Annotated in this window: 18 protein-coding genes; 12 read left to right on the top strand and 6 right to left on the bottom strand. The window is 62.7% G+C overall.

Features of this window, described 5'->3' with window-relative positions:
• Window positions 1-293 precede the first annotated feature (293 nt).
• Window positions 294-1,277 (bottom strand): aldo/keto reductase, encoded by a 984-nt coding sequence (locus tag BUS06_RS28885; RefSeq protein ID WP_074267781.1) that lies wholly within the window; start codon window positions 1,275-1,277, stop codon window positions 294-296.
• 169 nt (window positions 1,278-1,446) lie between these two features.
• Between BUS06_RS28885 and BUS06_RS28890 the strand changes: the two genes are divergently transcribed.
• Window positions 1,447-2,418, top strand: a complete 972-nt coding sequence (locus BUS06_RS28890) for a LysR family transcriptional regulator (RefSeq protein ID WP_074267782.1) — start codon at window positions 1,447-1,449, stop codon at window positions 2,416-2,418.
• A gap of 239 nt (window positions 2,419-2,657) precedes the next feature.
• Entirely contained in the window at window positions 2,658-3,035 is a 378-nt protein-coding gene (locus tag BUS06_RS28895) for an EAL domain-containing protein (RefSeq protein WP_367946981.1), read from the top strand.
• Between the two features lie 35 nt (window positions 3,036-3,070).
• On the opposite strand, the gene BUS06_RS28900 is transcribed toward BUS06_RS28895, so the two are convergent.
• Complete coding sequence (locus BUS06_RS28900; protein WP_074267783.1) at window positions 3,071-3,997, bottom strand: LysR family transcriptional regulator; 927 nt, start codon at window positions 3,995-3,997, stop codon at window positions 3,071-3,073.
• A 326-nt stretch (window positions 3,998-4,323) separates the two neighbouring features.
• Here BUS06_RS28900 and BUS06_RS28905 point away from each other — a divergent pair, with 326 nt between their 5' ends.
• The 9 genes from BUS06_RS28905 to BUS06_RS28945 all read left to right on the top strand — a co-directional run bounded on the left by BUS06_RS28905 (window position 4,324) and on the right by BUS06_RS28945 (window position 16,456).
• On the top strand, window positions 4,324-5,820 hold the full coding sequence (locus BUS06_RS28905; RefSeq protein WP_074267784.1) for a UbiD family decarboxylase: 1,497 nt from the start codon (window positions 4,324-4,326) through the stop codon (window positions 5,818-5,820).
• Window positions 5,813-6,433, top strand: a complete 621-nt coding sequence (locus BUS06_RS28910; RefSeq protein WP_074267785.1) for a UbiX family flavin prenyltransferase — start codon at window positions 5,813-5,815, stop codon at window positions 6,431-6,433. The genes BUS06_RS28905 and BUS06_RS28910 overlap by 8 nt, the downstream gene beginning before the upstream one ends.
• Window positions 6,430-9,477 (top strand): xanthine dehydrogenase family protein molybdopterin-binding subunit, encoded by a 3,048-nt coding sequence (locus BUS06_RS28915; protein WP_074267786.1) that lies wholly within the window; start codon window positions 6,430-6,432, stop codon window positions 9,475-9,477. The genes BUS06_RS28910 and BUS06_RS28915 overlap by 4 nt, the downstream gene beginning before the upstream one ends.
• The gene (locus BUS06_RS28920; protein WP_074267787.1) at window positions 9,474-10,295 is read left to right on the top strand and encodes an FAD binding domain-containing protein; all 822 of its coding nucleotides are present in this window, start codon (window positions 9,474-9,476) and stop codon (window positions 10,293-10,295) included. Before BUS06_RS28915 ends, BUS06_RS28920 begins: the two co-directional genes overlap by 4 nt.
• Window positions 10,292-10,828 carry a (2Fe-2S)-binding protein gene (locus BUS06_RS28925; RefSeq protein WP_074267788.1) on the top strand — a complete coding sequence of 179 codons (537 nt, stop codon included), beginning with the start codon at window positions 10,292-10,294 and terminating at the stop codon, window positions 10,826-10,828. The genes BUS06_RS28920 and BUS06_RS28925 overlap by 4 nt, the downstream gene beginning before the upstream one ends.
• On the top strand, window positions 10,821-12,395 hold the full coding sequence (locus BUS06_RS28930) for an AMP-binding protein (protein WP_074267789.1): 1,575 nt from the start codon (window positions 10,821-10,823) through the stop codon (window positions 12,393-12,395). The genes BUS06_RS28925 and BUS06_RS28930 overlap by 8 nt, the downstream gene beginning before the upstream one ends.
• A complete protein-coding gene (locus BUS06_RS28935; protein ID WP_074267790.1) occupies window positions 12,392-13,198 on the top strand; it encodes an enoyl-CoA hydratase/isomerase family protein in 807 nt (268 codons plus the stop codon). Before BUS06_RS28930 ends, BUS06_RS28935 begins: the two co-directional genes overlap by 4 nt.
• Window positions 13,199-13,237: 39 nt before the next feature.
• The gene (locus BUS06_RS28940) at window positions 13,238-14,971 is read left to right on the top strand and encodes a GMC family oxidoreductase (RefSeq protein WP_074267791.1); all 1,734 of its coding nucleotides are present in this window, start codon (window positions 13,238-13,240) and stop codon (window positions 14,969-14,971) included.
• A 93-nt stretch (window positions 14,972-15,064) separates the two neighbouring features.
• Window positions 15,065-16,456, top strand: a complete 1,392-nt coding sequence (locus BUS06_RS28945; protein WP_074267792.1) for an MFS transporter — start codon at window positions 15,065-15,067, stop codon at window positions 16,454-16,456.
• Between the two features lie 39 nt (window positions 16,457-16,495).
• On the opposite strand, the gene BUS06_RS28950 is transcribed toward BUS06_RS28945, so the two are convergent.
• The 3 genes from BUS06_RS28950 to cobD form a co-directional block, all read right to left on the bottom strand.
• Window positions 16,496-17,407 (bottom strand): LysR family transcriptional regulator, encoded by a 912-nt coding sequence (locus BUS06_RS28950; RefSeq protein WP_074267793.1) that lies wholly within the window; start codon window positions 17,405-17,407, stop codon window positions 16,496-16,498.
• A 202-nt stretch (window positions 17,408-17,609) separates the two neighbouring features.
• Entirely contained in the window at window positions 17,610-17,801 is a 192-nt protein-coding gene (locus BUS06_RS37610; RefSeq protein ID WP_254368986.1) for a BON domain-containing protein, read from the bottom strand.
• A complete protein-coding gene (cobD, locus tag BUS06_RS28960) occupies window positions 17,777-18,865 on the bottom strand; it encodes a threonine-phosphate decarboxylase CobD (protein WP_074267795.1) in 1,089 nt (362 codons plus the stop codon). The genes BUS06_RS37610 and cobD overlap by 25 nt, the downstream gene beginning before the upstream one ends.
• A 134-nt stretch (window positions 18,866-18,999) precedes the next feature.
• Here cobD and BUS06_RS28965 point away from each other — a divergent pair, with 134 nt between their 5' ends.
• A complete protein-coding gene (locus tag BUS06_RS28965; protein WP_074267796.1) occupies window positions 19,000-20,538 on the top strand; it encodes a cobyric acid synthase in 1,539 nt (512 codons plus the stop codon).
• A gap of 28 nt (window positions 20,539-20,566) precedes the next feature.
• On the opposite strand, the gene BUS06_RS28970 is transcribed toward BUS06_RS28965, so the two are convergent.
• Complete coding sequence (locus BUS06_RS28970; protein ID WP_074267797.1) at window positions 20,567-21,625, bottom strand: HoxN/HupN/NixA family nickel/cobalt transporter; 1,059 nt, start codon at window positions 21,623-21,625, stop codon at window positions 20,567-20,569.
• Window positions 21,626-21,661 lie beyond the last annotated feature (36 nt).

A 21,661-nucleotide genomic window follows, 5' to 3' on the forward strand; every position in this document is an offset into this window, starting at 1 on the left:
GCAAACCCGCGGAGAAGACAGCATGCATGCATAACTGTCATTCCTGCTGGGCATGGGGGATGACCAAAAGAACAGAGCGGCGGCGTGGGCAAGTGGCCGCGCGGCGCTCGTCAACGCGCGTGACCTGGGCGACGTCCGATCTGCGGGTAACCATCCCGATTGCATGTTAGAGGCCAGGCTTTCGTTCGCTCATCCACTTTACGATCGCCCGGATCGCGATGCGAGAAGCAGCTGCTGGTGCCCGTCTCCAGCGTTGCGACGACCATCATGTCATCATCAGACAGCTCGTCGAATCAGGCGGTAGCCTTCAGGGCGGCCGGGTAACGATCGCCGTGAATCTCGACGTTCGCGAGCGCCTGGTCGATGTGCTGAAGCTCGGTCCCGGTCAGTTCCACTTCAGCCGACCCAAGGTTTTCCTCCAGACGATGCAACTTCGTCGTGCCGGGAATCGGTACGATCCAGGGCTTCTGGGCGAGCAGCCATGCGAGTGCAACCTGAGCTAGCGTCGCACCTTTGCTCCTGGCTATGGCCCCGAGCGCGTCAACAAGTGGCTGATTTGCCTGAAGTGCCTCGGGCGTGAAGCGCGGTACCTTGCTTCGAAAGTCGTCGCTGCCAAAGACCGCGTTTTGGGCGATTGCGCCCGTGAGGAAACCCTTGCCGAGGGGGCTGAACGGCACGAAGCCGATGCCGAGTTCCTCCAGCGTAGGCAGGATCCTTTCCTCGGGCTCGCGCCACCACATTGAATACTCACTCTGAAGCGCCGCCAGGGGCTGCACAGCATGCGCGCGCCGGATGGTCTGCTCTCCAGCCTCTGAGAGGCCGAAGTGCTTTACCTTGCCTGCCTGGATGAGTTCCTTCACCGTGCCGGCGACGTCCTCGATAGGCACCTGTGGATCCACGCGGTGCTGGTAAAGCAGGTCGATGACGTCGGTTTTGAGACGCTTGAGCATCCCTTCGACCGCCGACCGGATATGGTCCGGCCGGCTGCTCAAAACTTGCTGTTTTCCGTCATCGCCGAAGGTGAAGCCGAACTTGGTCGCGATGACTACGTGATCGCGGACGGGCGCCAGTGCTTCGCCAACGACCTCTTCGTTGAGATACGGCCCATAGACCTCGGCGGTATCGAAAAAGGTCACGCCCCGATCGAAGGCGGCCCGGATTAACTCCACAGCCTTTGATCGACTGATGGCCGGGCCGAAACCGAAGCTCAACCCCATGCACCCAAGGCCAAGCGCTGAAACCTCAAGTCCAGAACGGCCGAGTTGCCGCTTATCCATGATGCGCTCCTTGCAGTTGACGACGTGGGCAAGTGGCCCGATGTCCTCAACTTTAGAAGTCTCGGTTTCAAGTGACTAGTAGAATAAATCTTGTATCAGTATCAACTTCAGCTTGATACTGGGCGCTGTGTCAGACCATTCTATTCGCCCCCCATCAGAAGAATTGACCATGTCTGTCAATGACTTTAAGGCCATCGCGATGTTCGCCAAAGCCGTGGAACTCGGCAGCATCCGGCAGGCTGCACTGGCTCAAGGCGTCACACCCCAGGCAGCCAGTCAGACCATCGCACAACTGGAACTGCATCTGGGAGTTCGTCTGTTGCATCGGACGACGCGTAGCCTCGCTCTGACCGAGGAGGGCCAACGATTTCTGGAAAATACCCAGCCCGCTCTGGCGGCATTGGACAGGGCCGTGGCCCAAGCACGGGAGTCCAAGGATGAAATCGCGGGCCCGCTGCGCATCGTTGGACCGAAATCGTCGTTCGCCGCGCTCCTCATGCCACTGCTCGACGAGTTCTGCCGCGCGCACCCCGGTATCCAGCCGGACGTCCAGCTCGATGACGGTATCGGCAATTGGGTACTGGATCGCGTCGATGTCGGTTTCAGGATTGGGGCGTCGGCCGGTGAGGGCGTGATCGGTCGGCCGCTTTTCCCGATCCAGATGATCGTATGCGCGGCGCCCGACTATCTCAAGGCGCACGGAACGCCATCGACAGTCGATGACCTGGCGGCGCACCGCTGCAGCGTATTCCGGCATCCGGACACCGGCAAGGTAGCGCCCTGGTACTTGACCGTGGATGGCAAGCTCGAACATCGGCAGGTGTCCCCTGCGTTCGCGACGGACGATTCAGAGCTGGAAGTGCAAGCAGTGCTCGCGGGGCAAGTCATGGGGCAGCTCTCGAGTCTCTCGGCTGCGTGCCATATCCGCGCGGGACGACTGGTTCCCGTTCTCTTGCCGCATATGAGCACGTACTTTAGTTTGCACGTTTACTACGGAAGCCGAACTGCTCAACCCAAGAGAGTCCGAGCGTTCCTGGATCTCGCCATTGCCCGCCTGCACGATTGCGGCGACTACGTGCTCGCTGACAAAGAGCTAGCGCAGTTCAATTCGCGATTGCGGCGAGCCATCCGGGCGCGGTAGCGCACCCAGCACGCGGTTCGGTTCGGATCGTTCACCTACCGACTGATCGACCGAATTCGGCTGCGAAGCGGTCATCCGCCGGCGTCGAGCGAAGGTCAGCAATGGGTCGACTTGGTGTGTTCGCCATCGGCCCGGTCTCGGCCATCTGCAGTTGTTCGAGTGGGCGCCGGTTCCATGTTGAGTATCAACCTGTCGTTGGCGTGCGTCCCACTGACGTCGGATTTGAACTGCCGGCAGACATGACCTTTGAGATGGTGAAGATCGACAGGGACGTGCTGGGAATGGATCCCGATGAGCGCTCCAGAACGATCAGTGCGTTGACAAGCATGGGCCATGAGATGGGCGCCGTGGTCGTGGTCGAAGGAATTGAGAACGCGGCGCATCACAACGTCGCGCGGGCAAGCCGGGCCGAATTCGGTCAAGGTTTCTTCTATAGCCGTGCACTCGGTGCCAGCCAGCTGAAAGCATTTCTCCAGACCGCCAATGCCCCTTCCTCAAAGCCGGCGGGAGTTGCAACCGTGCTCGGCGCGTTAGCGGAGGCGTTGCGGCAGTATCCGGTACAGGTTTGCTGGTTTATGACGACGCTACATCAGCCCACTGGCGCGACGACCACTTGAATCAGGACGATGGGCGGCGAACCATCGAGGTCCGCTCATGTGGCAGCGGAGGCGTTCATATCCGGCCCAATCGACACTTGACGCAGTTCGTCAGCGATGATCGAGATCAACGCGTCAGCCGCCGCACTCAGCGGCCGGCGCGGGTGGCTCACACAGACGATATGGCGCACGATGCGCGGCGCGAGGATCGGATAGGCGCGCAACGTGCCTTGCCGCACGGCACGTTCAACGGCGATGCGCGGCAGGATCGTGGCAAAACGCGTGCTCTCCACGAGCTTGACGATGGTGGAGAGCACATCGATTTCGAAGCGCGGCGCAAGCAGGATGTCTTCATGCTGCGCGGCTGTATCGAGCACGCCGCGCAGGCCATGACGTTTGGTCGGCAACACGAGCTCCAGTTCGGGCAACTGCGCCAGTTCGATCGCGTGCGGCAGATCGGGGCCGTGGGTGGCGCTGGTGACCAGCACCATCTCCTCATCGAGAAGCGGCTGCGCGTCGAGCGACAGCCGCGAGCGGGGCTTGTTGATCAGCGCAGCGTCGAGCTGGCCGCCCGCCACCCAATCGATGAAAGTGGCGCTATAACCGTCCGCCACGGTCACTTCGACGTGCGGATAACGCGTATGAAAGCGCGACAGCGAATCCGCGAGGACGCTCTCCGTCACCGAGGCGATCAGCCCAATCGCAACGTGACCGGTCACAACTTCGTCGCGCTGCACGAGTTGCTGCCGGGCATGGGCGAGATCGCGCACGATCGGCAGGAACAGGCGGTACATCAGCCGCCCCGCCGCGGTCGGGGCCATGCCGTGCGCACCGCGTTCGAAGAGTTGCTGGTGCAGTTCGTCTTCGAGCCTGGCAATCTGCATGCTCAATGCGGGCTGCACGATGTTCAGGCGCTTTGCGGCACGCGTGACGGAACCGTCTTCGAACAGCGCGATGAAATACTGGATTTGCTTGAGGTCCATAGCGATCTGAATGGGACATCAACCCGGGTGCGTCAATCCGGCGACCATCAACGTAGCTAATGAGCTCCGTCCACATTATCAGGTCTGCGCCGAAAAGCGCACCAATGGATGTTCCGGATGGTGCCGCTCCAGCCTGCCTGACACGGAAGTTCTATGGATATCGTTTTGTAGGCCGGGTGTCATTGGGGCTAACACGGATATCAGCATTGGTGATTAAAAACATCAAAAAACAGTATTAGAACTTATACAGCGATCTCGCTACGCTTCATTGCATATCTCGCAGCGACCGTTCCCCGGCGCAAAGCGAGGCATTGATGGAGACGTAGATGAATACACGCGATGCCGTCACGAACGGCACCTCTTCCTTGCCGTGGGCCCCGCAATCCGGCGTGCTGACGTTGCGCGACTGGCTCGCGCATCTCGCAAGAACGGATCGTCTGGCGACGATCGACAAGCCCGTCGCGCTCGAACATGAACTCGCCGCCATTGCCAAACGTCTCGACGGCGAGCAGGCCGCGTTTTTCACGAAGCCGGCTGGCCATGACATTCCGGTCGTGAGCGGCTTCATGTCAAAGCGCGCCTGGATTGCTGAAGCTATGGGCGTGGCTGAGTCTCAACTGCTGACGCGATTTCGCGAAGCGGCCGGGCAGCCGATTGCGTCGCAAGTCTTGCCGCGCGACGCTGCGCCGTGCCAGCAGGTGGTGCTGACGAAGGACATCGATCTGCGCGCGTTGCTCCCCATCCCCACGCACAGCGAACATGACAACGGCCCGTATATCACGGCAGGTCTCGTGATCGCGCGCAATCCGCGCACCGGCGTGCAGAACGTGTCGATCAACCGCATCCAGGTGCATGGCCCGGACCGCATGGCGATCCTGCTGCTGCCGCGTCATTTGTACGCGTTTCAAAAGGCGGCGGAAGAGGCGGGCGATGCGCTCGACGTGGCAGTCGCCATTGGCGTCGACCCGCTGACTATGCTCGCTTCGCAAGCAATTACTCCGATCGATCACGACGAGCTGGAAATCGCCGGCGCGCTGCACGGCATGCCGCTGCCGGTCGTCCAATGCGTGACGAACGGCGTGCGTGTGCCCGCGTTTGCAGAGATCGTGATCGAGGGCCGTATCCTGCCCAACGTGCGTGAGCCGGAAGGTCCGTTTGGCGAATTTCCTAAGTACTACAGCGCACGGGAAGCGCGTGAAGTGATCGAAGTCACTGCGCTCACGCACCGCGAGAAGCCGATTTTTCATACGATTGTGCCGGCGGAAATGGAGCATCTGCTGCTCGGCGCGATTCCGCGTGAGGCGACGCTGCTCGCTCACCTGCAGCGCAGCCATCCGGGTGTGAAGGACGTGCACCTTTCGGTAGGCGGCGTGTGCCGCTATCACCTGTGGATCCAGTTCGACAAGAAGCGGGAAGGCGAGGCGAAGAATGTGATCCTCTGCGCGTTCGGTGCGCATTACGACATCAAGCAGGTGGTGGTCGTCGATACCGATGTGGACCTGCACGATCCGGCGGAAATCGAATGGGCGGTGGCGACGCGTTTTCAGGCGGATCGCGATCTGGTGGTGATCGAGGGTGCACAAGGCTCGCCGCTCGATCCGTCCACCACGGTCGGCCAGCCCGAGGATGCGCCGCTTCATCTGCAAGGCGTGAGCGCGAAGATGGGGCTCGACGCCACGCGGCCGGTCGTGTATCCGGCGCACGTGTTCACCCGCGTGCGGATTCCCGGCGAGGACAAGGTCGATCTCGACGCGCTGGTTGCGGCGGACAACGCCAGCTTCGCTGCTTATCTGGGTGCTGACGTGGGCAAGCGCCATGACTGAGCGTCAGCGCGAGCGCATTGTCGTTGGCCTCTCCGGGGCCAGCGGCGCGGTCATCGGCGTGCGCTTGCTCGCCGCGCTGCGCCGGCTTGGCACGCATGAGACCCATCTGATCGTGTCGGCCTCGGGCGCGGTGACGGCCGCGCAGGAGTTAGGTCTCAGCCGTAGCGACCTCGACGGCATGGCCGACGTGGTCCATAACGTGCGCGATATTGGCGCCTCGGTTGCGAGCGGCTCGTTCCTCACCTCCGGCATGGTGATTGCACCGTGTTCGATGAAAACGCTCGCGAGCGTCGCGAACGGTTTCGCCGACAACCTGCTGACGCGTGCCGCCGATGTCATGCTCAAGGAACGCCGCCGCCTCGTGCTGGTGGCGCGGGAAACGCCGTTGAACCTCGCCCATCTGCGCAACATGACACTCGCCACCGAGATGGGCGCGATCGTGATGCCGCCGGTCCCGGCGTTCTACGCGCACCCGCAGACTATCGATGATGTGGTCGATCACACGGTGGGGCGGATTCTGGATCTGTTCGGCATCGAGCATCGTGAGATCGCGCACCGCTGGAGCGGTCTCGCCGACGAATTTGCAGGCCGCGATGAGGGCACAGACCGATGAACCAGCGCGATACGGCGTTCGCCGAAATCAAGCCGCGGACGCCGGCCGAAGCGAAAGAAGCGGCTCCGGGCGCAGCACCACGGCGGCACGTCGGCCGCCCGATGCAGCGCCTCGAGGACCCCGCGATCCTGACAGGCCGCGGCCGTTATGGCGACGACATCGGCGTGAAGCCTGGCACCCTGCACGCCGCGATCTTGCGTTCACCGCATGCGCATGCCGAACTTGCTGCAATCCGCACCGAAGACGCATTGAAGCACCCGGGCGTGCGAGCTGTGCTGACCCGCGATGATCTGCGCGCATGGTCGCGGCCGTTCGTCGTCGGCGTGAAGTCGCCCATGGAGCAATGGTCGCTGGCGATGGACCGCGTGCGTTACGTCGGCGAACCGGTGGCCGTCGTGCTGGCGGAATCGCGTGCGCTGGCGGAAGACGCACTCGACCTGATCAGGGTCGACTACACGCTGCTCGATCCGGTGACGTCAATCGAACAGGCGGCCAGCGACGGCGCTCCCATTCTGCACGAGCGCGTCGGTACCAATGTGATCAGCGATCGCCACTTCCGCTATGGCGACCCGGAGGCCGCGTTCGAGAAGGCGCCGCACCGGGTGAAGCTGGAGGCGCATTATCCACGCAACAGTTGTGCGCCGATTGAGTGCGGTGTGGTGATTGCCGAGTTCCTGTCAGGCAACGAAGGCTACGACGTCACATCGAATTTCATGGGACCGTTCTCACTGCACGCGGTCATGGCGATGGCGCTGAATGTACCGGCGAACCGGCTGCGTCACAAGGCGCCGCGCGACTCGGGCGGCAGCTTCGGCGTGAAGCAGGCGGTGTTTCCCTATGTAGTCCTGATGTGCCTCGCCTCGCGCAAGGCCGGCGCGCCGGTGAAGTGGGTCGAGGACCGGCTCGAACATCTGAGCGCGGCCACCTCGGCGACGGCGCGCTTTTCGACACTCGAAGCTGCCGTGGAAAACGACGGCAGGATCATCGCGCTCTCCTACGACCAGCTTGAAGACTGCGGCGCCTATCTGCGCGCGCCGGAACCCGCGACGTTCTACCGGATGCACGGTTGCCTGACCGGCGCCTACGCGATCCCGAACCTGCTGGTGCGCAATCGTGTCGTGCTAACCAACAAGACACCTACGGGGCTCGTGCGCGGCTTCGGCGGCCCGCAGGTGTATTTTGCGCTGGAGCGGTTGATACAACGGATTGCGCTCACGTTGAAACTCGATGTGCTGGAGGTCTACCGGCGCAATTTTGTCGCGGCGGATGCGTTCCCTTATCGCGCTGCGGCCGGTGCGTTGCTCGACTCGGGCAACTATCAGGAGGCGCTACGTCGCGCGTTGTCGGAGGGCGGCTACGACGAGCTCGTCGCGCGCCGTGAAGCAGCCCGCAAGGAGGGTCGCCTCTACGGCATCGGTTTTGCGGCGATCGTCGAGCCGTCAGTATCGAACATGGGATACATCACTACAGTGATGCCCGCCGAGGCCCGCAAGAAGGCGGGGCCGAAGAGCGGCGCGATTGCGAGCGCGACGGTGAGCGTCGATCTGCTTGGCGGTGTGGTGGTCACCGTGGCGTCCACGCCGGCCGGGCAAGGGCATATGACGGTCTGCGCGCAGGTTGTCGCGGACGTGCTCGGCATCGAGCCGCAAGACATCGTTGTCAACGTCGAGTTCGATACGTACAAGGATGCCTGGTCGGTTGCAGCGGGCAATTATTCGAGCCGTTTTGCGGGCGCGGTGGCCGGTACGGTTCATCTCGCTGCCGTGAGGGTGCGCGACAAGCTGGCGCGGATCGTCGCTAACCAGTACGGCTGCACGACCGATGAGGTGTGTTTCGAAGGCAGACGTATCTATGTGAAAGGCGCCGAAGACAAGGCGATGCCGTTCGGCCGTGTCGCCAGCAATGCGCCGCATTGGGCGCCCGCTCTATTGCCGGAAGGCGAGGAGCCGGGACTGCGCGAAACCGTGTTCTGGACGCCGGAAAACATGGACGCGCCCGACGAAAACGATCGCATCAATACTTCGGCAGCCTATGGTTTTGCCTTTGATTTGTGCGGCGTCGAAATCGATAGCGCCACCGGCCGGATCCGCATCGACCGTTACGTGACGGCGCACGACGCCGGCAAGCTGCTCAACCCCGCGCTCGCCGACGGCCAGATTCGCGGCGCGTTCGCTCAAGGGCTGGGCGCGGCGCTGATGGAGGAGTTTCGTTATGGAGCAGACGGCAGCTTCCAGTCAGGCACGCTCGCCGATTATCTGATGCCCACCACCTGCGAGGTGCCAGATCTGGTCATCGTGCATCTGGAAACGCCGTCGCCGTTCACGCCGCTTGGCGCGAAAGGGCTCGGCGAAGGCAACAACATGAGCACGCCGCCGTGCATTGCCAACGCGGTAGCCGATGCGCTCGGTGTGGAGGACATCCGTTTGCCGCTCACGCCATCGAAAGTGATGGCGTTGATCGGCATCGACGATCCCGAACCATCGCGACCGGAGCTCCGCGAGGCGCCTGCCACGAAACCGGCCGTGCCGGGTGGCGGCAAGGCACTGACCGCGCAGGGCACGGTAGATCTACCCGCTACGCCCGAGGCAATCTTCGCGGTGCTGATGGATCCGAATGCGCTCGCCAAAGTGATCCCGGGCTGTCATGCGCTGGAGTCGACGGGCACCAACCAGTACCGCGCGGATGTCACTGTTGGGGTGGGCATGATCAAGGCACGCTTCGAGGCGCAAATCGGGCTATCGGATCTCGATCCGCCGCATCGGCTGACACTGGCCGGCGCGGGAATCTCGCCGCTAGGCAGCGCACGCGGCAACGGCCTGATCGAACTGACGGCGACCGCGCAAGGCACGCGGCTTTCGTACGACTACGAAGCGCAGGTGTCGGGCAAAGTCGCAGCGGTCGGCGGCCGCATGCTCGAGGGCGCGGCGAAGGTCGTGTTGCGCCAATTGTTCGAATCGCTTGGACGTCAGGCGTCGGGAAAGCCTCTGAAAATGAGCGGATCGTGGCTGTCGCGCCTGTTGGCGATCTTCAGGAGAACGACATGAAACCGGCGCCATTCGATTATCTGCGCGCCATGACGACGCAGGATGCGCTCGATGCGCTGGCCGAGACCGGCGAGGACGCGCGCGTCCTCGCAGGCGGCCAGTCGCTGATGGCCGTGCTCAACATGCGGCTCGCGCAACCGCGTCTCCTGATCGACATTTCGCGCACCGAGGAACTGAACACGGTACGCGTCGACAACGAGGCGGGCTATCTGGTGGTGGGGGCGGCGGCGACACAGGGCAGCGTCGAGTGGCGCGAGTGGCTGGTGAACGAAACGCCCTTGCTGATGATGGCCTTCCCGTATATCTCGCATTTTCAGATTCGCAACCGCGGCACGGTCTGCGGCTCGATTGCGCACGCCGATCCGAGCGCGGAATTGCCGCTGGTGCTCACTGCGCTGGGTGGCGAGGTGGTGCTGCGCTCGAAGAAGAAAAAGCGCGTGCTGGCCGCCGCGGATTTCTTTCAGGGCATGTTGATGACGGCACGCGCGCCGGACGAACTGGTTGAAGCGGTCCGCTTCCCGCTTAAAAAAACGGGCGAACGCTATGGCTTTACGGAGTTCTCGGCACGGCACGGTGACTTCGCCATGGTGGCCTGCGCAGCAGTCGTGACGCCTGACTCCATCAGCCTCGCGGTGGGCGGCGTGGCGGACCGGCCGGTCGTCGAACGCTGGCCGTATCTGAAGGGCGATGATCTGCGCGGCGCATTGAACGATTTGAGCTGGAAGCTGGGCGCGCAGGACGACGCGCATATCAGCGCGAAATACCGGCGGCATCTGGTCCGGCAACTCGGATGGCGCGTGATCGAGGAGGCGAAGTGAGCAAGGCATCAAGCAATACCCTGCGGCAGGGCGAAACGCAGCGCGTCGCGCTGACGCTCAATGGCCGCGTACGCAGCGGTCTGTGCGAGACGCGCGACCTGCTGTCGGATTTCATCCGCCACGAACTGGGTGCGACCGGCACCCACGTCGGCTGCGAACATGGGGTGTGCGGGGCGTGTACGGTACATATCGATGGCGTCGCGGCGCGTTCGTGCCTGATGCTGGCCGTGCAGGTGCAAGGGCGGCGTGTCGATACCGTGGAGGGCCTCGCGCCCGACCAGACGCTCGGCGATCTGCAGCAGGCCTTCCAGCGGCATCACGCGTTACAGTGCGGGTTTTGCACGGCGGGCATTCTGATGTCGTGCGCGGACTATCTGCAACGTGTGCCGGATCCGACTGAGGAACAGGTGCGCGAGATGCTCTCAGGCCATCTGTGCCGCTGTACGGGCTATACGCCGATCATCGCGGCCGTGCTGGACGTAGCTGCGCGCCGCAAGCAGCGCAACGAAAGTCCGGAGGCCGTCCATGCTTGATCTCGGCCGCACGTTTCTGCAATGCGTTGAACGCAGTCCGAATGCGCTGGCGCTCGTGGATGGCGAACTGGAGCTAACGTACGCAGCGTGGCATCGCGTCATTCTCAACGTGGCCGACGGTCTGCGCGAGTTCGGTCTCGCACGCGGTGATCGTTTGCTGGCGGTGCTGCAAAACCGCTGGGAAATGGCGACGCTGCACTGGGCCTGCCAGTTCGCGGGCATCGTCATCGTGCCGCTGAACTGGCGCGCCAAGCCCGAAGAACTTGATTACTGCGTGACCGACGCGGGCGTCAAGGCTATCGTCTACGAGCCGGTATGCGCCGATGCGGTGAGCCAGAGTCCCGCCGCGCAGAGGCTGCCGCGAATCGGACTCGACGAGGTGCCCGGCTGCACGGCCACATTCGACGCGCTGCTCGTCGAGCGCGCACATACCGGCGAAGCGGTCCATGCCACCGCCGACGACTACTCGCTGATCCTCTATACCTCCGGCACGACCGGCAAGGCAAAAGGCGTGCCGCGCCGCCACCGGCATGAGCGTGCCGCGGCGCTTGCGCACGTTGCGCAGAACCTCTACCGGCATGGCGAACGCACGCTCGGCGTGATGCCGCTTTACCACACGATGGGCGTGCGCTCGCTGCTGGCGATGGCGCTGGTCGACGGCCTGTTCGTCTGCGTGCGCCGCTGGAACGCGCGTCTCGCGCTCGATTCGATCGCCGCTTACCAGCTCTCGTGTCTGTATCTCGTGCCGACGCTTTATCACGATCTGCTTGCCGATCCAGGCTTCGCCAGCACCGGAACATCCACGGTGACCAAGCTCGGCTTCGCTGGCGCGCCGATGAGCGACGGCCTGCTCAAGCGTCTGCAGCAGGCGTTCAAGCCCGAGCTGTTCGTCAATCACTACGGCTCGTCGGAGGTGTACACGTTCAGCATCGAACAGGACGCCACCAGGAAACCGGGCTGCGCAGGACGCGCCGGTATCAACACGCGCTTGCGGGTCGTGAAACTCGACGCACGCTCGCCGGACCAGCTCGCGCGAGTCCACGAAGAAGGCCAGATCGTCGCGGACCTGCTCGGCGACGAAGCCTTTGAGGGCTATTGGAACCGCCCCGACGCCAACGCGAAGTCGCTCCACGACGGTTGGTATTTCACCGGTGACACCGGCTATTTCGACGCCGACGGCGAGCTGTTCGTCACGGGCCGCGTCGACGACATGATCATCAGCGGCGGCGAAAACATTTCGCCGGTCGATATCGAGTCAGTGCTGTCGCTGCATCCGGCCGTCGACGAAGTCGCCGTGACCGGCATCAAGGACGAACGCTGGGGTCAGCGTGTGGTGGCTTTCATCAAGCGCCGCGAATACGTCGACGCCCAAACGCTCGACGCCTACTGCCGAACCTCTGATCTGGTCAATTTCAAACGGCCGCGCGACTACGTGTTTGTCGACGACATTCCGAAGTCGCCGGTAGGCAAGATTCTGCGCCGCAAGCTCTCTGCCGGCGAGTACGTGCTCGACGACCGCGAGCCCGTTGCACAACCTGTTCATACCACCAAGGAGTATCCGAAATGACTGACTTGACCCATCGCGGCCAGACGCTGCTTCAGGAGCTCGATGGCTTCTCGATCGAGATCGATGCCGCACGTGAGCGCGCCGACATCATCCTGCATCGCCCGCCGTTCAACGTCATTTCAATGCATGCCCGCGACCAGTTGCGCGCCGCGTTCGAAGCGCTCGATGAAGACGAGCGCGTGCGGGTGATCGTCGTACGCGCCATTGGCGAACACTTCTCTAGTGGCGGCGATATCAAGGGCTTTCTCGAAGCATCGCCGGAACATGTGTCGAAATTGGCATGGAATATCGCAGCGCCTTCCCGGTGCTCGAAACCTGTGATCGCAGCGAACCGCGGTTTCTGCTTTGGTGTGGGCTTCGAATTGTCGCTGGCGTGCGATTTCCGTATCGCCACGGATACGACGTTCTACGCGTTGCCGGAGCAGAAGCTCGGCCAGATTCCGGGCTCGGGCGGCTCCGCGCGTCTGCAGCAGATGGTCGGCATTGGCCGCACCAAAGACATCGTGATGCGCTCGCGTCGCATTCCCGGCAAGCAAGCTTACGAGTGGGGTATCGCCGTGGAGTGCGTGCCCGATGCACAACTCGAAGCGGCAACCGACGCACTCGTCGATGAGTTGCGCGCTTTCTCGCCGCTGGCACAACGTACCGCGAAGAAGCTCCTGAACGACACCGAAGACGCGCCGCTGTCCATCGCAATCGAACTGGAAGGGCATTGCTATAGCCGTCTGCGCACCTCCGACGATTTCCGCGAGGGCGTTGAAGCGTTTCATGGCAAGCGCAAGCCGGTGTTTCGCGGAAGCTAAGGACCGCGATCAAAAAAAGACATAGCGGAGGAGCGAGGCATGGAGCGTTTCGATTACGTGATCGTCGGCGGCGGCTCCGCCGGATGCGTGCTCGCGCATCGGCTCTCGGCCGTGTCGTCGGTTCGGGTCGCGTTGATCGAGGCGGGCGTGGATACGCCGCCGGGCGCCGAGCCCGCGGAGATTCTCGACAGTTATCCGATGCCGGTTTTCTGCGGCGATACGTATATCTGGCCCGATCTGAAAGCGCGTGCCACCCGGCAAGCCGCGCCGCGCGTCTATGAACAGGGCCGCGTAATGGGCGGCGGATCGAGCATCAATGTGCAATCGGCCAACCGCGGCCTGCCGCGCGATTACGACGACTGGGCTGCGAACGGTGCGCCGGGCTGGGCTTGGCGGGACGTCCTGCCGTATTTCTGCAAGCTCGAATGCGACGAGAATTTTCCGCAAAGTGCCTTGCACGGCAGCGAGGGTCCGATAGCGATTCGCCGCATCATGCCGGAGGATTGGCCGCCGTTCTGTCATGCGTTTGCCGATGGCCTGCGTGCCAATGGCTTCCCCACCTTGCAGGATCAGAACGGCGAGTTCGGCGATGGACTGTTTCCGGGCGCCTTTTCGAACCGGCACGACAAGCGCGTGTCTGCGGCGGCGGGCTATCTCGACGCGCCAACGCGCAAGCGGTCCAATCTGAGCATCTATGCCCAGTTACGCGTCGAGCGCATCGTGATGGATGGGGCAGCGGCGCAAGGAGTGATCGCGGTGGCAGAGAACGGCGAACGCCTGCGCTTCGATGCCGGTGAGGTTGTGTTGTGCGCCGGGGCATTGCAATCGCCCGCGCTGTTGATGCGTGCCGGAATCGGCGAGCAGGGCGCGCTTGCTTCGCTCGGCATTGAATGCGTGGTCAATCTGCTTGGCGTCGGCCGCAATCTGCAGGATCATCCGTCGTTGACCTTTTGCCATTTTCTCGAGCGCGGCTTCCGCATGCCGCTCGCGAGACGCCGGGCGAGTATGACGGCGGCCCGCTTTACCTCGGGCGTGGTGGATTGCGAGGCCTCCGACCTGTATCTGTCGAGCGCGACGCGTGCCGCTTGGCATGCATTGGGTAACCGGCTCGGCCTGTTTTTCCTGTGGTGCAATCGTCCGTATTCGCGCGGTCATGTTCAACTGGTGTCGCCCGATCCGGCAGTCGCGCCGCACGTCGAGCTCAATCTGCTCGATGACGAGCGCGATCTCGCACGGCTCGCCGCGGGAGTGCGCATGCTGGCGAAAGTGGTCGCAGCGTCGGGACTGAGTCAGGATCAGCGCGACTTTTTCCCCGCCACTTTTTCGCCGCGTGTGAAGGCATTGAGCCGCGTCGGCAAAAGCAACGCCATGCTGACCTCGCTCGCGAGCCTGTTGCTCGACACACCTGCACCGATCCGCCGTGTGCTGATTGAACGCTTCTTTTCCCGTGGCCAGCAGATGGCCGCGCTGCTAGTCGACGAGCACATTCTGCACGATTTCATTCGCGCCAACGTGTTCGGCGTGTGGCACGCGAGCGGCACCTGCCGCATGGGCGAGGCCGGCGAACGGAGCGCCGTCACCGACACCGAAGGCCGTGTACACGGCGCGCAACGATTGCGCGTCGTCGATGCGTCGCTGATGCCGCGCCTGCCGTCGGCCAATACGAACATTCCGACCATCATGATCGCCGAGAAGATTGCCGACGCGATGGTCATGAAGCGATGCCAGCGCGGAGAGCGGGATACGGTCCCGACTGCGGCGTCGCCTTGCTGACTGATTTCTTTCACGCAACAAGAGCACGCATATCAAGCGTGCCTGACACCGGTCCGCTCAAAAGAGAAGCCGGTAACCTTCAAGGAGATGGAGATGTCCGTAGCCGCACAAAATGGAGCCGCCTTGCCCGCAGTTGACCAGAAACAGGTGATGGGCGCAGTGTTTGCCTCGTGTCTGGGATGGGCGCTCGACTTGTTCGACCTGTTCGTGCTGCTCTATGTGGCCCCGGTCGTGGGGCGACTGTTCTTTCCGTCCGAACACGCAATGTTGTCGCTTGCCGCGGTCTATGCGTCGTTCGCGGTGACGCTGTTCATGCGGCCGCTCGGCTCGGCGTGGTTCGGCTCGTACGCTGACCGGCATGGTCGTAAAGGGGCAATGATCTTTGCTGTCGTCGGCGTCGGGCTGTCGACCGCAGCCTTCGGCCTGCTGCCGACCGTCGCCCAGGTGGGGATGATTGCGCCACTGCTGTTTGTCGTCCTGCGTCTCGTGCAGGGTGTGTTCGTGGGCGGCGTGGTCGCCTCGACGCATACCATCGGCACTGAGTCCGTGGCGCCGAGGTATCGCGGCGCGGTGTCGGGTCTGATTGGCGGTGGCGGAGCGGGACTAGGCGCGTTGCTGGCTTCGCTCACCTTCCTTGCGATGTCGGCGTTGTTCCCGGGTGAGCAGTTCGATGTGTGGGGCTGGCGCTGCATGTTTTTCACCGGCATCATCAGTTCGATGCTCGGACTCTTTGTCTTCAACAGTCTCGAAGAGTCGCCGCTGTGGAAAAAGCTCGCGGCCGAGAAGGCCGCCAAAGCGGCTGCGATTGCTTCACGCGACGGCATCAGCAACGCGCCCGCCGAGGTTGTGCGCTCGCCGCTGCGCACGCTATTTTCCAGGGACTACCGCTCGATCCTGTTCGTGAACCTGTTGCTGACCATCGGCGGTGGCAGCGGCTACTATTTGACCTCAGGCTATCTGCCGACCGTGCTGAAGGTGGTCAGCCACGTGCCGAATGGCTCGGCGGCTGCGATCCTGATGATCTCCAGCATCGGCGTCGTGATTGCGTCAGTCGCGGCTGGCCATCTCAGCACCTTCATCGGCCGCAAGAGCACATTCATATGGATTGGCCTGATCCGGCTGTTTGCGTTGCCCGCACTGTGCCTGCTGCTGCCTACCGCGCAGAGCATTACGGTGATCGGCGTCTATGCGGTAGTGTTGAGCGCGCTCGGTAGCGCGGGCTATGCGCCGATCCTGATCTTCCTCAACGAACGGTTTCCGACGGCGATTCGCGCGACCGGCACAGGCCTCTCCTGGAACATTGGCTTTGCCATTGGCGGCATGATGCCGACCGCCGTGTCGCTTGTCGCCAAAGACGCAAGCGAGCTGCCGCTGACGCTGGCGATCTTCGTGGGCGTGATCAGCGTGATCTTCCTCGCCGGCGCGTTTGTCGTGCCTGAGACGCTCGGCAAGCTCGACAAAAATGCTTCCCGCGAAGCGGCTTAAGGCATGCTGAGGGCGTTGGGCGAGCGCCCGTGAAGTGCGTCAGCGCGCAGACACACCGGTCGTCACCCGGCGAATCTCGTCCGTGATGATTTCGATCAGCGCGTGCGCTGCCGGACCGATAGGCCGCTTCGGATGGCTCACGCGAATGATGTGCCGCACGATCGGCGGCGAGGCGATGGGATAGGCGCGCAGCAGGCCTTCGTCGACCTCGCGCTGCACGACGACACGCGGCAGGATCGTCGCCACCTGACTCTGTTCGACGAACTGCACAATCGTGCTCAGCAGGTCGATTTCGAACGTCGGCTTGATGACGATATCGGCCGCCATCAATTCCGCATCGAGCACGCCGCGCAGGCCGTTGCGCCGCGTCGGCAACACCAGTTCGACGGCAGGTAGATGAGCGAGGTCGATTTCCGCGGGCAATTCGACGCCGTGTGCGGCACTCGTCACGAACACCATCTCTTCGTCGAGCAGCGGCACCACATCGAGTGAGAGGCGCCCGCGCGGTTTGTTGATGATGGCCGCATCCAGCCGGCCCGCTTCAACGGCGTCGATCAACTGCGCGCTGAACCCGTCAGCCACCGAGACTTCCACTTGCGGAAACAGCGCGTTGAACTTCGCGAGCGATTCAGGCAAAACGCTTTGCGCCTCGGACGCGACCATGCCAAGCGAGACCCGGCCGGTGACGATCACATCGCGCTGGCTCAATTGCTCGCGTGCATGGTCGATGTCGCGCATGATCGGCGTATACAGGCGATACATGAGACGCGCCGCGTCAGTGGGCGTCATGCCGTGCGGGCCGCGTTCGAAGAGCTTCTGGTTCAGTTCCGCTTCAATCTTCGAGATCTGCATGCTGAGCGCGGGCTGCACCATGTTCAGCCGCTTTGCCGCGCGCGTGACCGAGCCGTCCTCGAAAAGGGCGATGAAATATTGGATTTGCTTGAGATCCATAAGCCAGGAAGCGCAGCGTGTAGGGTTGAAGCTTTGAGTGTAATCGCTTGCGTGCCCGCAGATACGTGGCAGGCGATGCATTGAGCGTACAGGGTGTCTCGAGCAAACGGCGCAGGATGTGTCCACTGGGCAGTGCTCACGACATGCAGCGACAACAATTTCGACGTTTGCCCGGCAAGCGAAACTTTTCTTCCTGAAGCGCTCAAACTGGTGGAGCAGGCTGTATCAGCGCGACAGCAAACGTGAATCCCTCGGTGTGGTCGGCCGCTCGGCGGCGCTGGTAGTCCCATTCGACTTCACCCTTCAGCGTCACGTGTCCGTCCCTGACGACCGCCTTGATGTCGTCCGCCGCATAAGGCAGCTCGGCCTTCAGTCCGGCAATGATCTCGCGCACGATTTCCGGATCGGGCCGTTTGTTGACTTCGAGAGTTCGTCCATGGTCCGGGCAAGAGCCAGCTCGAGCCGTGCCCACTCTTGCTCCAACCCGGGTAGCCCGAAGCGCACGCTGGGGATAGCCGAAAAATAGCGTGTCCAGATCCCTTGCCGGGCGAGCCCCTGGTGCAGTGCCTCTGCACGTGGATCCGGGAACCAGGCAAACAGGGGAGTGCTCAGTGCGACCAGGCCGTGAGCCTGCAGCAAGGCTACAAGCCGTGCGCTTTCAGACGCAAGTAGCACACGCATCTGATGTTGCCACGCATGGTCGCGGAACGCGTGTGCCACTGCATGGCGGGCGGGTCCGTTGACGGTCCAGGCGCCGAGATGGAGGCTTAGCGCTGCAAGTAACTCGGGCCGGCCCAGCGCGAAGCCGCAACGCGCTCCGGCGAGTCCGAAGAATTTTCCCGGTGAGCGCAGGACCACGAGTCCCTCGCGGTCGACATACGCTGCCATCGATGAGCATGTCTCCGCAGGCAGTGCGTCGCCGAACGTTTCATCCACGATCAGCGTGCCGCCGACCGCCGAAAGTTGCGCATGCCACTGCAACAGACGGTGCGGGTCCACTTGCTTCGTTGTCGGATTGTTTGGCGTGACGACGACCGCGTGGTTGACGCCGCAGGGCAACACATCGTCGTCGACGTCGAGTGGCACGACGGTGTGGCCCGCGCGCTCGAACGCAGGGGCATATTCGCCATAGGTTAGCGGAGCAACCGCGGCGACTCCGCGCCGAAGCAGTTCGGGCAGCGCCCGGATGGCTGCCTGGCTACCCGCCACTGACGTTATATGGTCGGAACTCGGCGCGCCATAGTACCGCGCGGCATCGGCGAGCAGGCCATCGCCATCGTCGGGCAGGCGGCGCCATATCTCGGCAGGAATGGGCGGGACCGGATAGGCGTGCGGATTGATACCGGTCGACAGATCGAGCCACGCATCAAAACTGATACCGTAGCGCCGGACGGCTTCGCGCAGATTGCCACCATGCACGATTGCGCCAGGGACGAGTGTAGGGTTGGGTGAAATCATGTCGTGATTGTATCGACAGGGGTGACGCACCGGTGGCAATGGGATAATCGTAAACCGTGTGATGCCTCTCGCACCTCTGCAAATTGCGTTGTGTGCACCAACTCATCCATTTTTGATCGAGCCTCAGTTTCCTGATGACTGTTCCGAACGATTTCGCACCGGCTGTGCCTGGCGGCACCCTGATGATCCAGGGTACAACCTCCGATGCAGGCAAGAGCACGCTGGTCGCCGGTTTGTGCCGGTTGGTGTCGCGCCGCGGCGGACGGGTAGCGCCGTTCAAGCCACAGAACATGGCGCTCAACAGCGCAGTCACGATCGATGGGGGCGAGATTGGCCGCGCACAGGCGCTGCAGGCGATTGCGGCCGGCATTCCCGCGCATACTGACCTGAACCCGGTGCTCCTCAAGCCGACCAGCGATCGTGGTGCGCAGGTGATCGTGCATGGCAAAGCACGAATGAATCTTGATGCGCGCGCCTATCACGACTATAAACCGCTGGCCTTCAAGGCCGTGCTCGAATCTTACGCGCGCCTGCAGCAGCAGTACGACACGATTCTGGTGGAAGGGGCGGGCAGCCCGGCGGAGATCAATCTGCGTGCGAACGATATCGCCAATATGGGCTTTGCTGAAGCGGTCGATTGCCCGGTGCTGTTGGTGGCCGATATCGATCGCGGCGGTGTGTTTGCGCATTTGCTCGGTACGCTCGAATGCCTGTCCGAATCCGAACGCGCAAGGGTCTGCGGTTTCGTCATCAACCGGTTTCGAGGCGATCCAGGTCTGCTGCAGCCTGGGCTTGACTGGCTGGAGGCACGTACCGGCAAGCCGGTACTGGGGGTGGTGCCGTATCTGCACGGATTGGCGCTCGACGCCGAAGACATGCTGCCGCGTGTGGCGCATAGCGGTGCGGCCGATGCCGTGCAGTCTCTGCGGGTGGTCGTGCCGGCATTGCCGCATATCAGCAATCACACGGATTTCGATGCGCTCCGCGCGCACCCGCAGGTCGATTTCAGCTATGCGCTTGCGGGTATTCCGCCGCCGCCCGCGGACCTGGTGATTTTGCCCGGCTCCAAGAATGTGCGTGGAGATCTGGCCTGGCTGCGCGACAACGGTTGGGAAGAAGTGCTGCGTCGGCATTTGCGTTATGGCGGCCGGGTGATCGGTATCTGCGGAGGCATGCAGATGCTCGGCCAATCGGTGAACGACCCGCACGGCGTGGAGGGCCAGCCGGGTACCACGAAGGGTCTCGGCTGGCTCGATTACGAGACCGTCATCACACGCGAGAAGATGCTCAGGAACGTCACGGGCGCCCTGACGCTGAACGGTTCGCCGGACGTTTGCGGCTACGAGATTCACATGGGCGAAACCCACGGCCCCGCGCTTGATGCGCCGGCGTTGTACCTCGTAGCGGATCAGTCGGACGGGGACGGTACACGTCCCGATGGTGCAATGTCGGCTGACGGACAGATTCTCGCCACTTATGTGCACGGGCTGTTCGACACGCCGGCCTCCTGCAGTGCCTTGCTCGCGTGGGCGGGGCTGGCCGGTTCGCAAGCACTCGACTATCCGGCGTTGCGGGACGCGTCGCTCGACCGGCTCGCCGATACGCTCGAGGAGCACCTCGACCTGGCTCGGGTGTTCGCCGCTATCGGCAAGCGTGCGGACGCGTCACGCTGACTCCAGCCGAGCCAGCTCGACTGAGCGCTTATTGCGCATGCAGATGCGCTTCGAGTTTGTCGTAGCCCTTGATTCGGTAAATCAGGAACGACAGGACCCAGGAGACGATGAAGATGCCAATGATGACGAAGCCGAGGTTGTTGAAATTCTCGTTCAGCGTATCGACGGTCTGCCAGAACAGGCCCTTTTGCCTGATCTGGTCGGCAATCATCCCCAGCGCCTCGATACCGCCTATCACGACCGCGACGAGCACAGAGACCAGCGTGATCGTGAGGTTGTAGTAAAGCTTGCGGATCGGTCGCACGAACGCCCATTCATAGGCACCAAGCATCAGGATCCCGTCGGTGGTGTCGATCAGTGTCATGCCTGCGGCGAAGAGTACCGGAAACACCAGCACGATCCAGATCGACAACCCTTGAGATGCCTGGTGTGCCGAGATGCCGAGCAGGCTGACTTCGGTCGCGGTATCGAAACCCAGGCCGAACAGAAAGCCGAGCGGCAACATCCACAATGAGTTCGATACAAGCTTGAACAGCGGCCGGAACATCCGTGCGAGCAAGCCGCGACTGTTGAGCAGGAGGTCGAGATCTTCCTGATCGTATGGCTCACCACGCTTTACTTTCTTGAACGCCCGCCATACGCCGCGTAGGATGATCAGGTTCATGGCCGCGATCAAAAACAGGAAGATCGCTGAGACGCTGGTCGAGACTATGCCGCCGACGTTTTGCCAAGATTCGAACCGGCTTTCGAGCGCAGAGGCTGTAGCAGCAACCGCTGCCGCTACCAGCAAAACCACGGCCGAGTGACCGATGGCAAAGAAGAAACCGACCGTGACGGGGCGCCGGCCATCCTGCATCAGTTTGCGTGTGACGTTATCGATGGCGGCGATGTGATCGGCATCGACTGCATGGCGCAGACCGAAGCCGTAGGCGACCAGGCCGGTGCCCAGCAACAGCGGGTGACCGTGGAAGGCTATGAAGGCCCAGATCCAGCTACCGACGTTGAATAAAGCGAGGACGCTGTAGATGGCAATCAGCCGATAGCGCAATGCGTCAGTTGGAACTGACCTTGAGTACGTGATGGACATGCAAGAATCCTGAGGTTCGGGCTGTCCTTACAGCAG

Origin of the sequence: Paraburkholderia phenazinium (assembly GCF_900141745.1) — a bacterium.
GTDB lineage: Bacteria > Pseudomonadota > Gammaproteobacteria > Burkholderiales > Burkholderiaceae > Paraburkholderia > Paraburkholderia phenazinium_B.

What these genes read in the sequence shown, in the direction of transcription:
- BUS06_RS28885 (WP_074267781.1), bottom strand. Translation starts at nt 1,277, where the DNA reads ATGGATAAGCGGCAACTCGGCCGTTCTGGACTTGAGGTTTCAGCGCTT.
- BUS06_RS28890 (WP_074267782.1), top strand. Translation starts at nt 1,447, where the DNA reads ATGTCTGTCAATGACTTTAAGGCCATCGCGATGTTCGCCAAAGCCGTG.
- BUS06_RS28895 (WP_367946981.1), top strand. Translation starts at nt 2,658, where the DNA reads ATGACCTTTGAGATGGTGAAGATCGACAGGGACGTGCTGGGAATGGAT.
- BUS06_RS28900 (WP_074267783.1), bottom strand. Translation starts at nt 3,997, where the DNA reads ATGGACCTCAAGCAAATCCAGTATTTCATCGCGCTGTTCGAAGACGGT.
- BUS06_RS28905 (WP_074267784.1), top strand. Translation starts at nt 4,324, where the DNA reads ATGAATACACGCGATGCCGTCACGAACGGCACCTCTTCCTTGCCGTGG.
- BUS06_RS28910 (WP_074267785.1), top strand. Translation starts at nt 5,813, where the DNA reads ATGACTGAGCGTCAGCGCGAGCGCATTGTCGTTGGCCTCTCCGGGGCC.
- BUS06_RS28915 (WP_074267786.1), top strand. Translation starts at nt 6,430, where the DNA reads ATGAACCAGCGCGATACGGCGTTCGCCGAAATCAAGCCGCGGACGCCG.
- BUS06_RS28920 (WP_074267787.1), top strand. Translation starts at nt 9,474, where the DNA reads ATGAAACCGGCGCCATTCGATTATCTGCGCGCCATGACGACGCAGGAT.
- BUS06_RS28930 (WP_074267789.1), top strand. Translation starts at nt 10,821, where the DNA reads ATGCTTGATCTCGGCCGCACGTTTCTGCAATGCGTTGAACGCAGTCCG.
- BUS06_RS28935 (WP_074267790.1), top strand. Translation starts at nt 12,392, where the DNA reads ATGACTGACTTGACCCATCGCGGCCAGACGCTGCTTCAGGAGCTCGAT.
- BUS06_RS28940 (WP_074267791.1), top strand. Translation starts at nt 13,238, where the DNA reads ATGGAGCGTTTCGATTACGTGATCGTCGGCGGCGGCTCCGCCGGATGC.
- BUS06_RS28945 (WP_074267792.1), top strand. Translation starts at nt 15,065, where the DNA reads ATGTCCGTAGCCGCACAAAATGGAGCCGCCTTGCCCGCAGTTGACCAG.
- BUS06_RS28950 (WP_074267793.1), bottom strand. Translation starts at nt 17,407, where the DNA reads ATGGATCTCAAGCAAATCCAATATTTCATCGCCCTTTTCGAGGACGGC.
- cobD (WP_074267795.1), bottom strand. Translation starts at nt 18,865, where the DNA reads ATGATTTCACCCAACCCTACACTCGTCCCTGGCGCAATCGTGCATGGT.
- BUS06_RS28965 (WP_074267796.1), top strand. Translation starts at nt 19,000, where the DNA reads ATGACTGTTCCGAACGATTTCGCACCGGCTGTGCCTGGCGGCACCCTG.
- BUS06_RS28970 (WP_074267797.1), bottom strand. Translation starts at nt 21,625, where the DNA reads ATGTCCATCACGTACTCAAGGTCAGTTCCAACTGACGCATTGCGCTAT.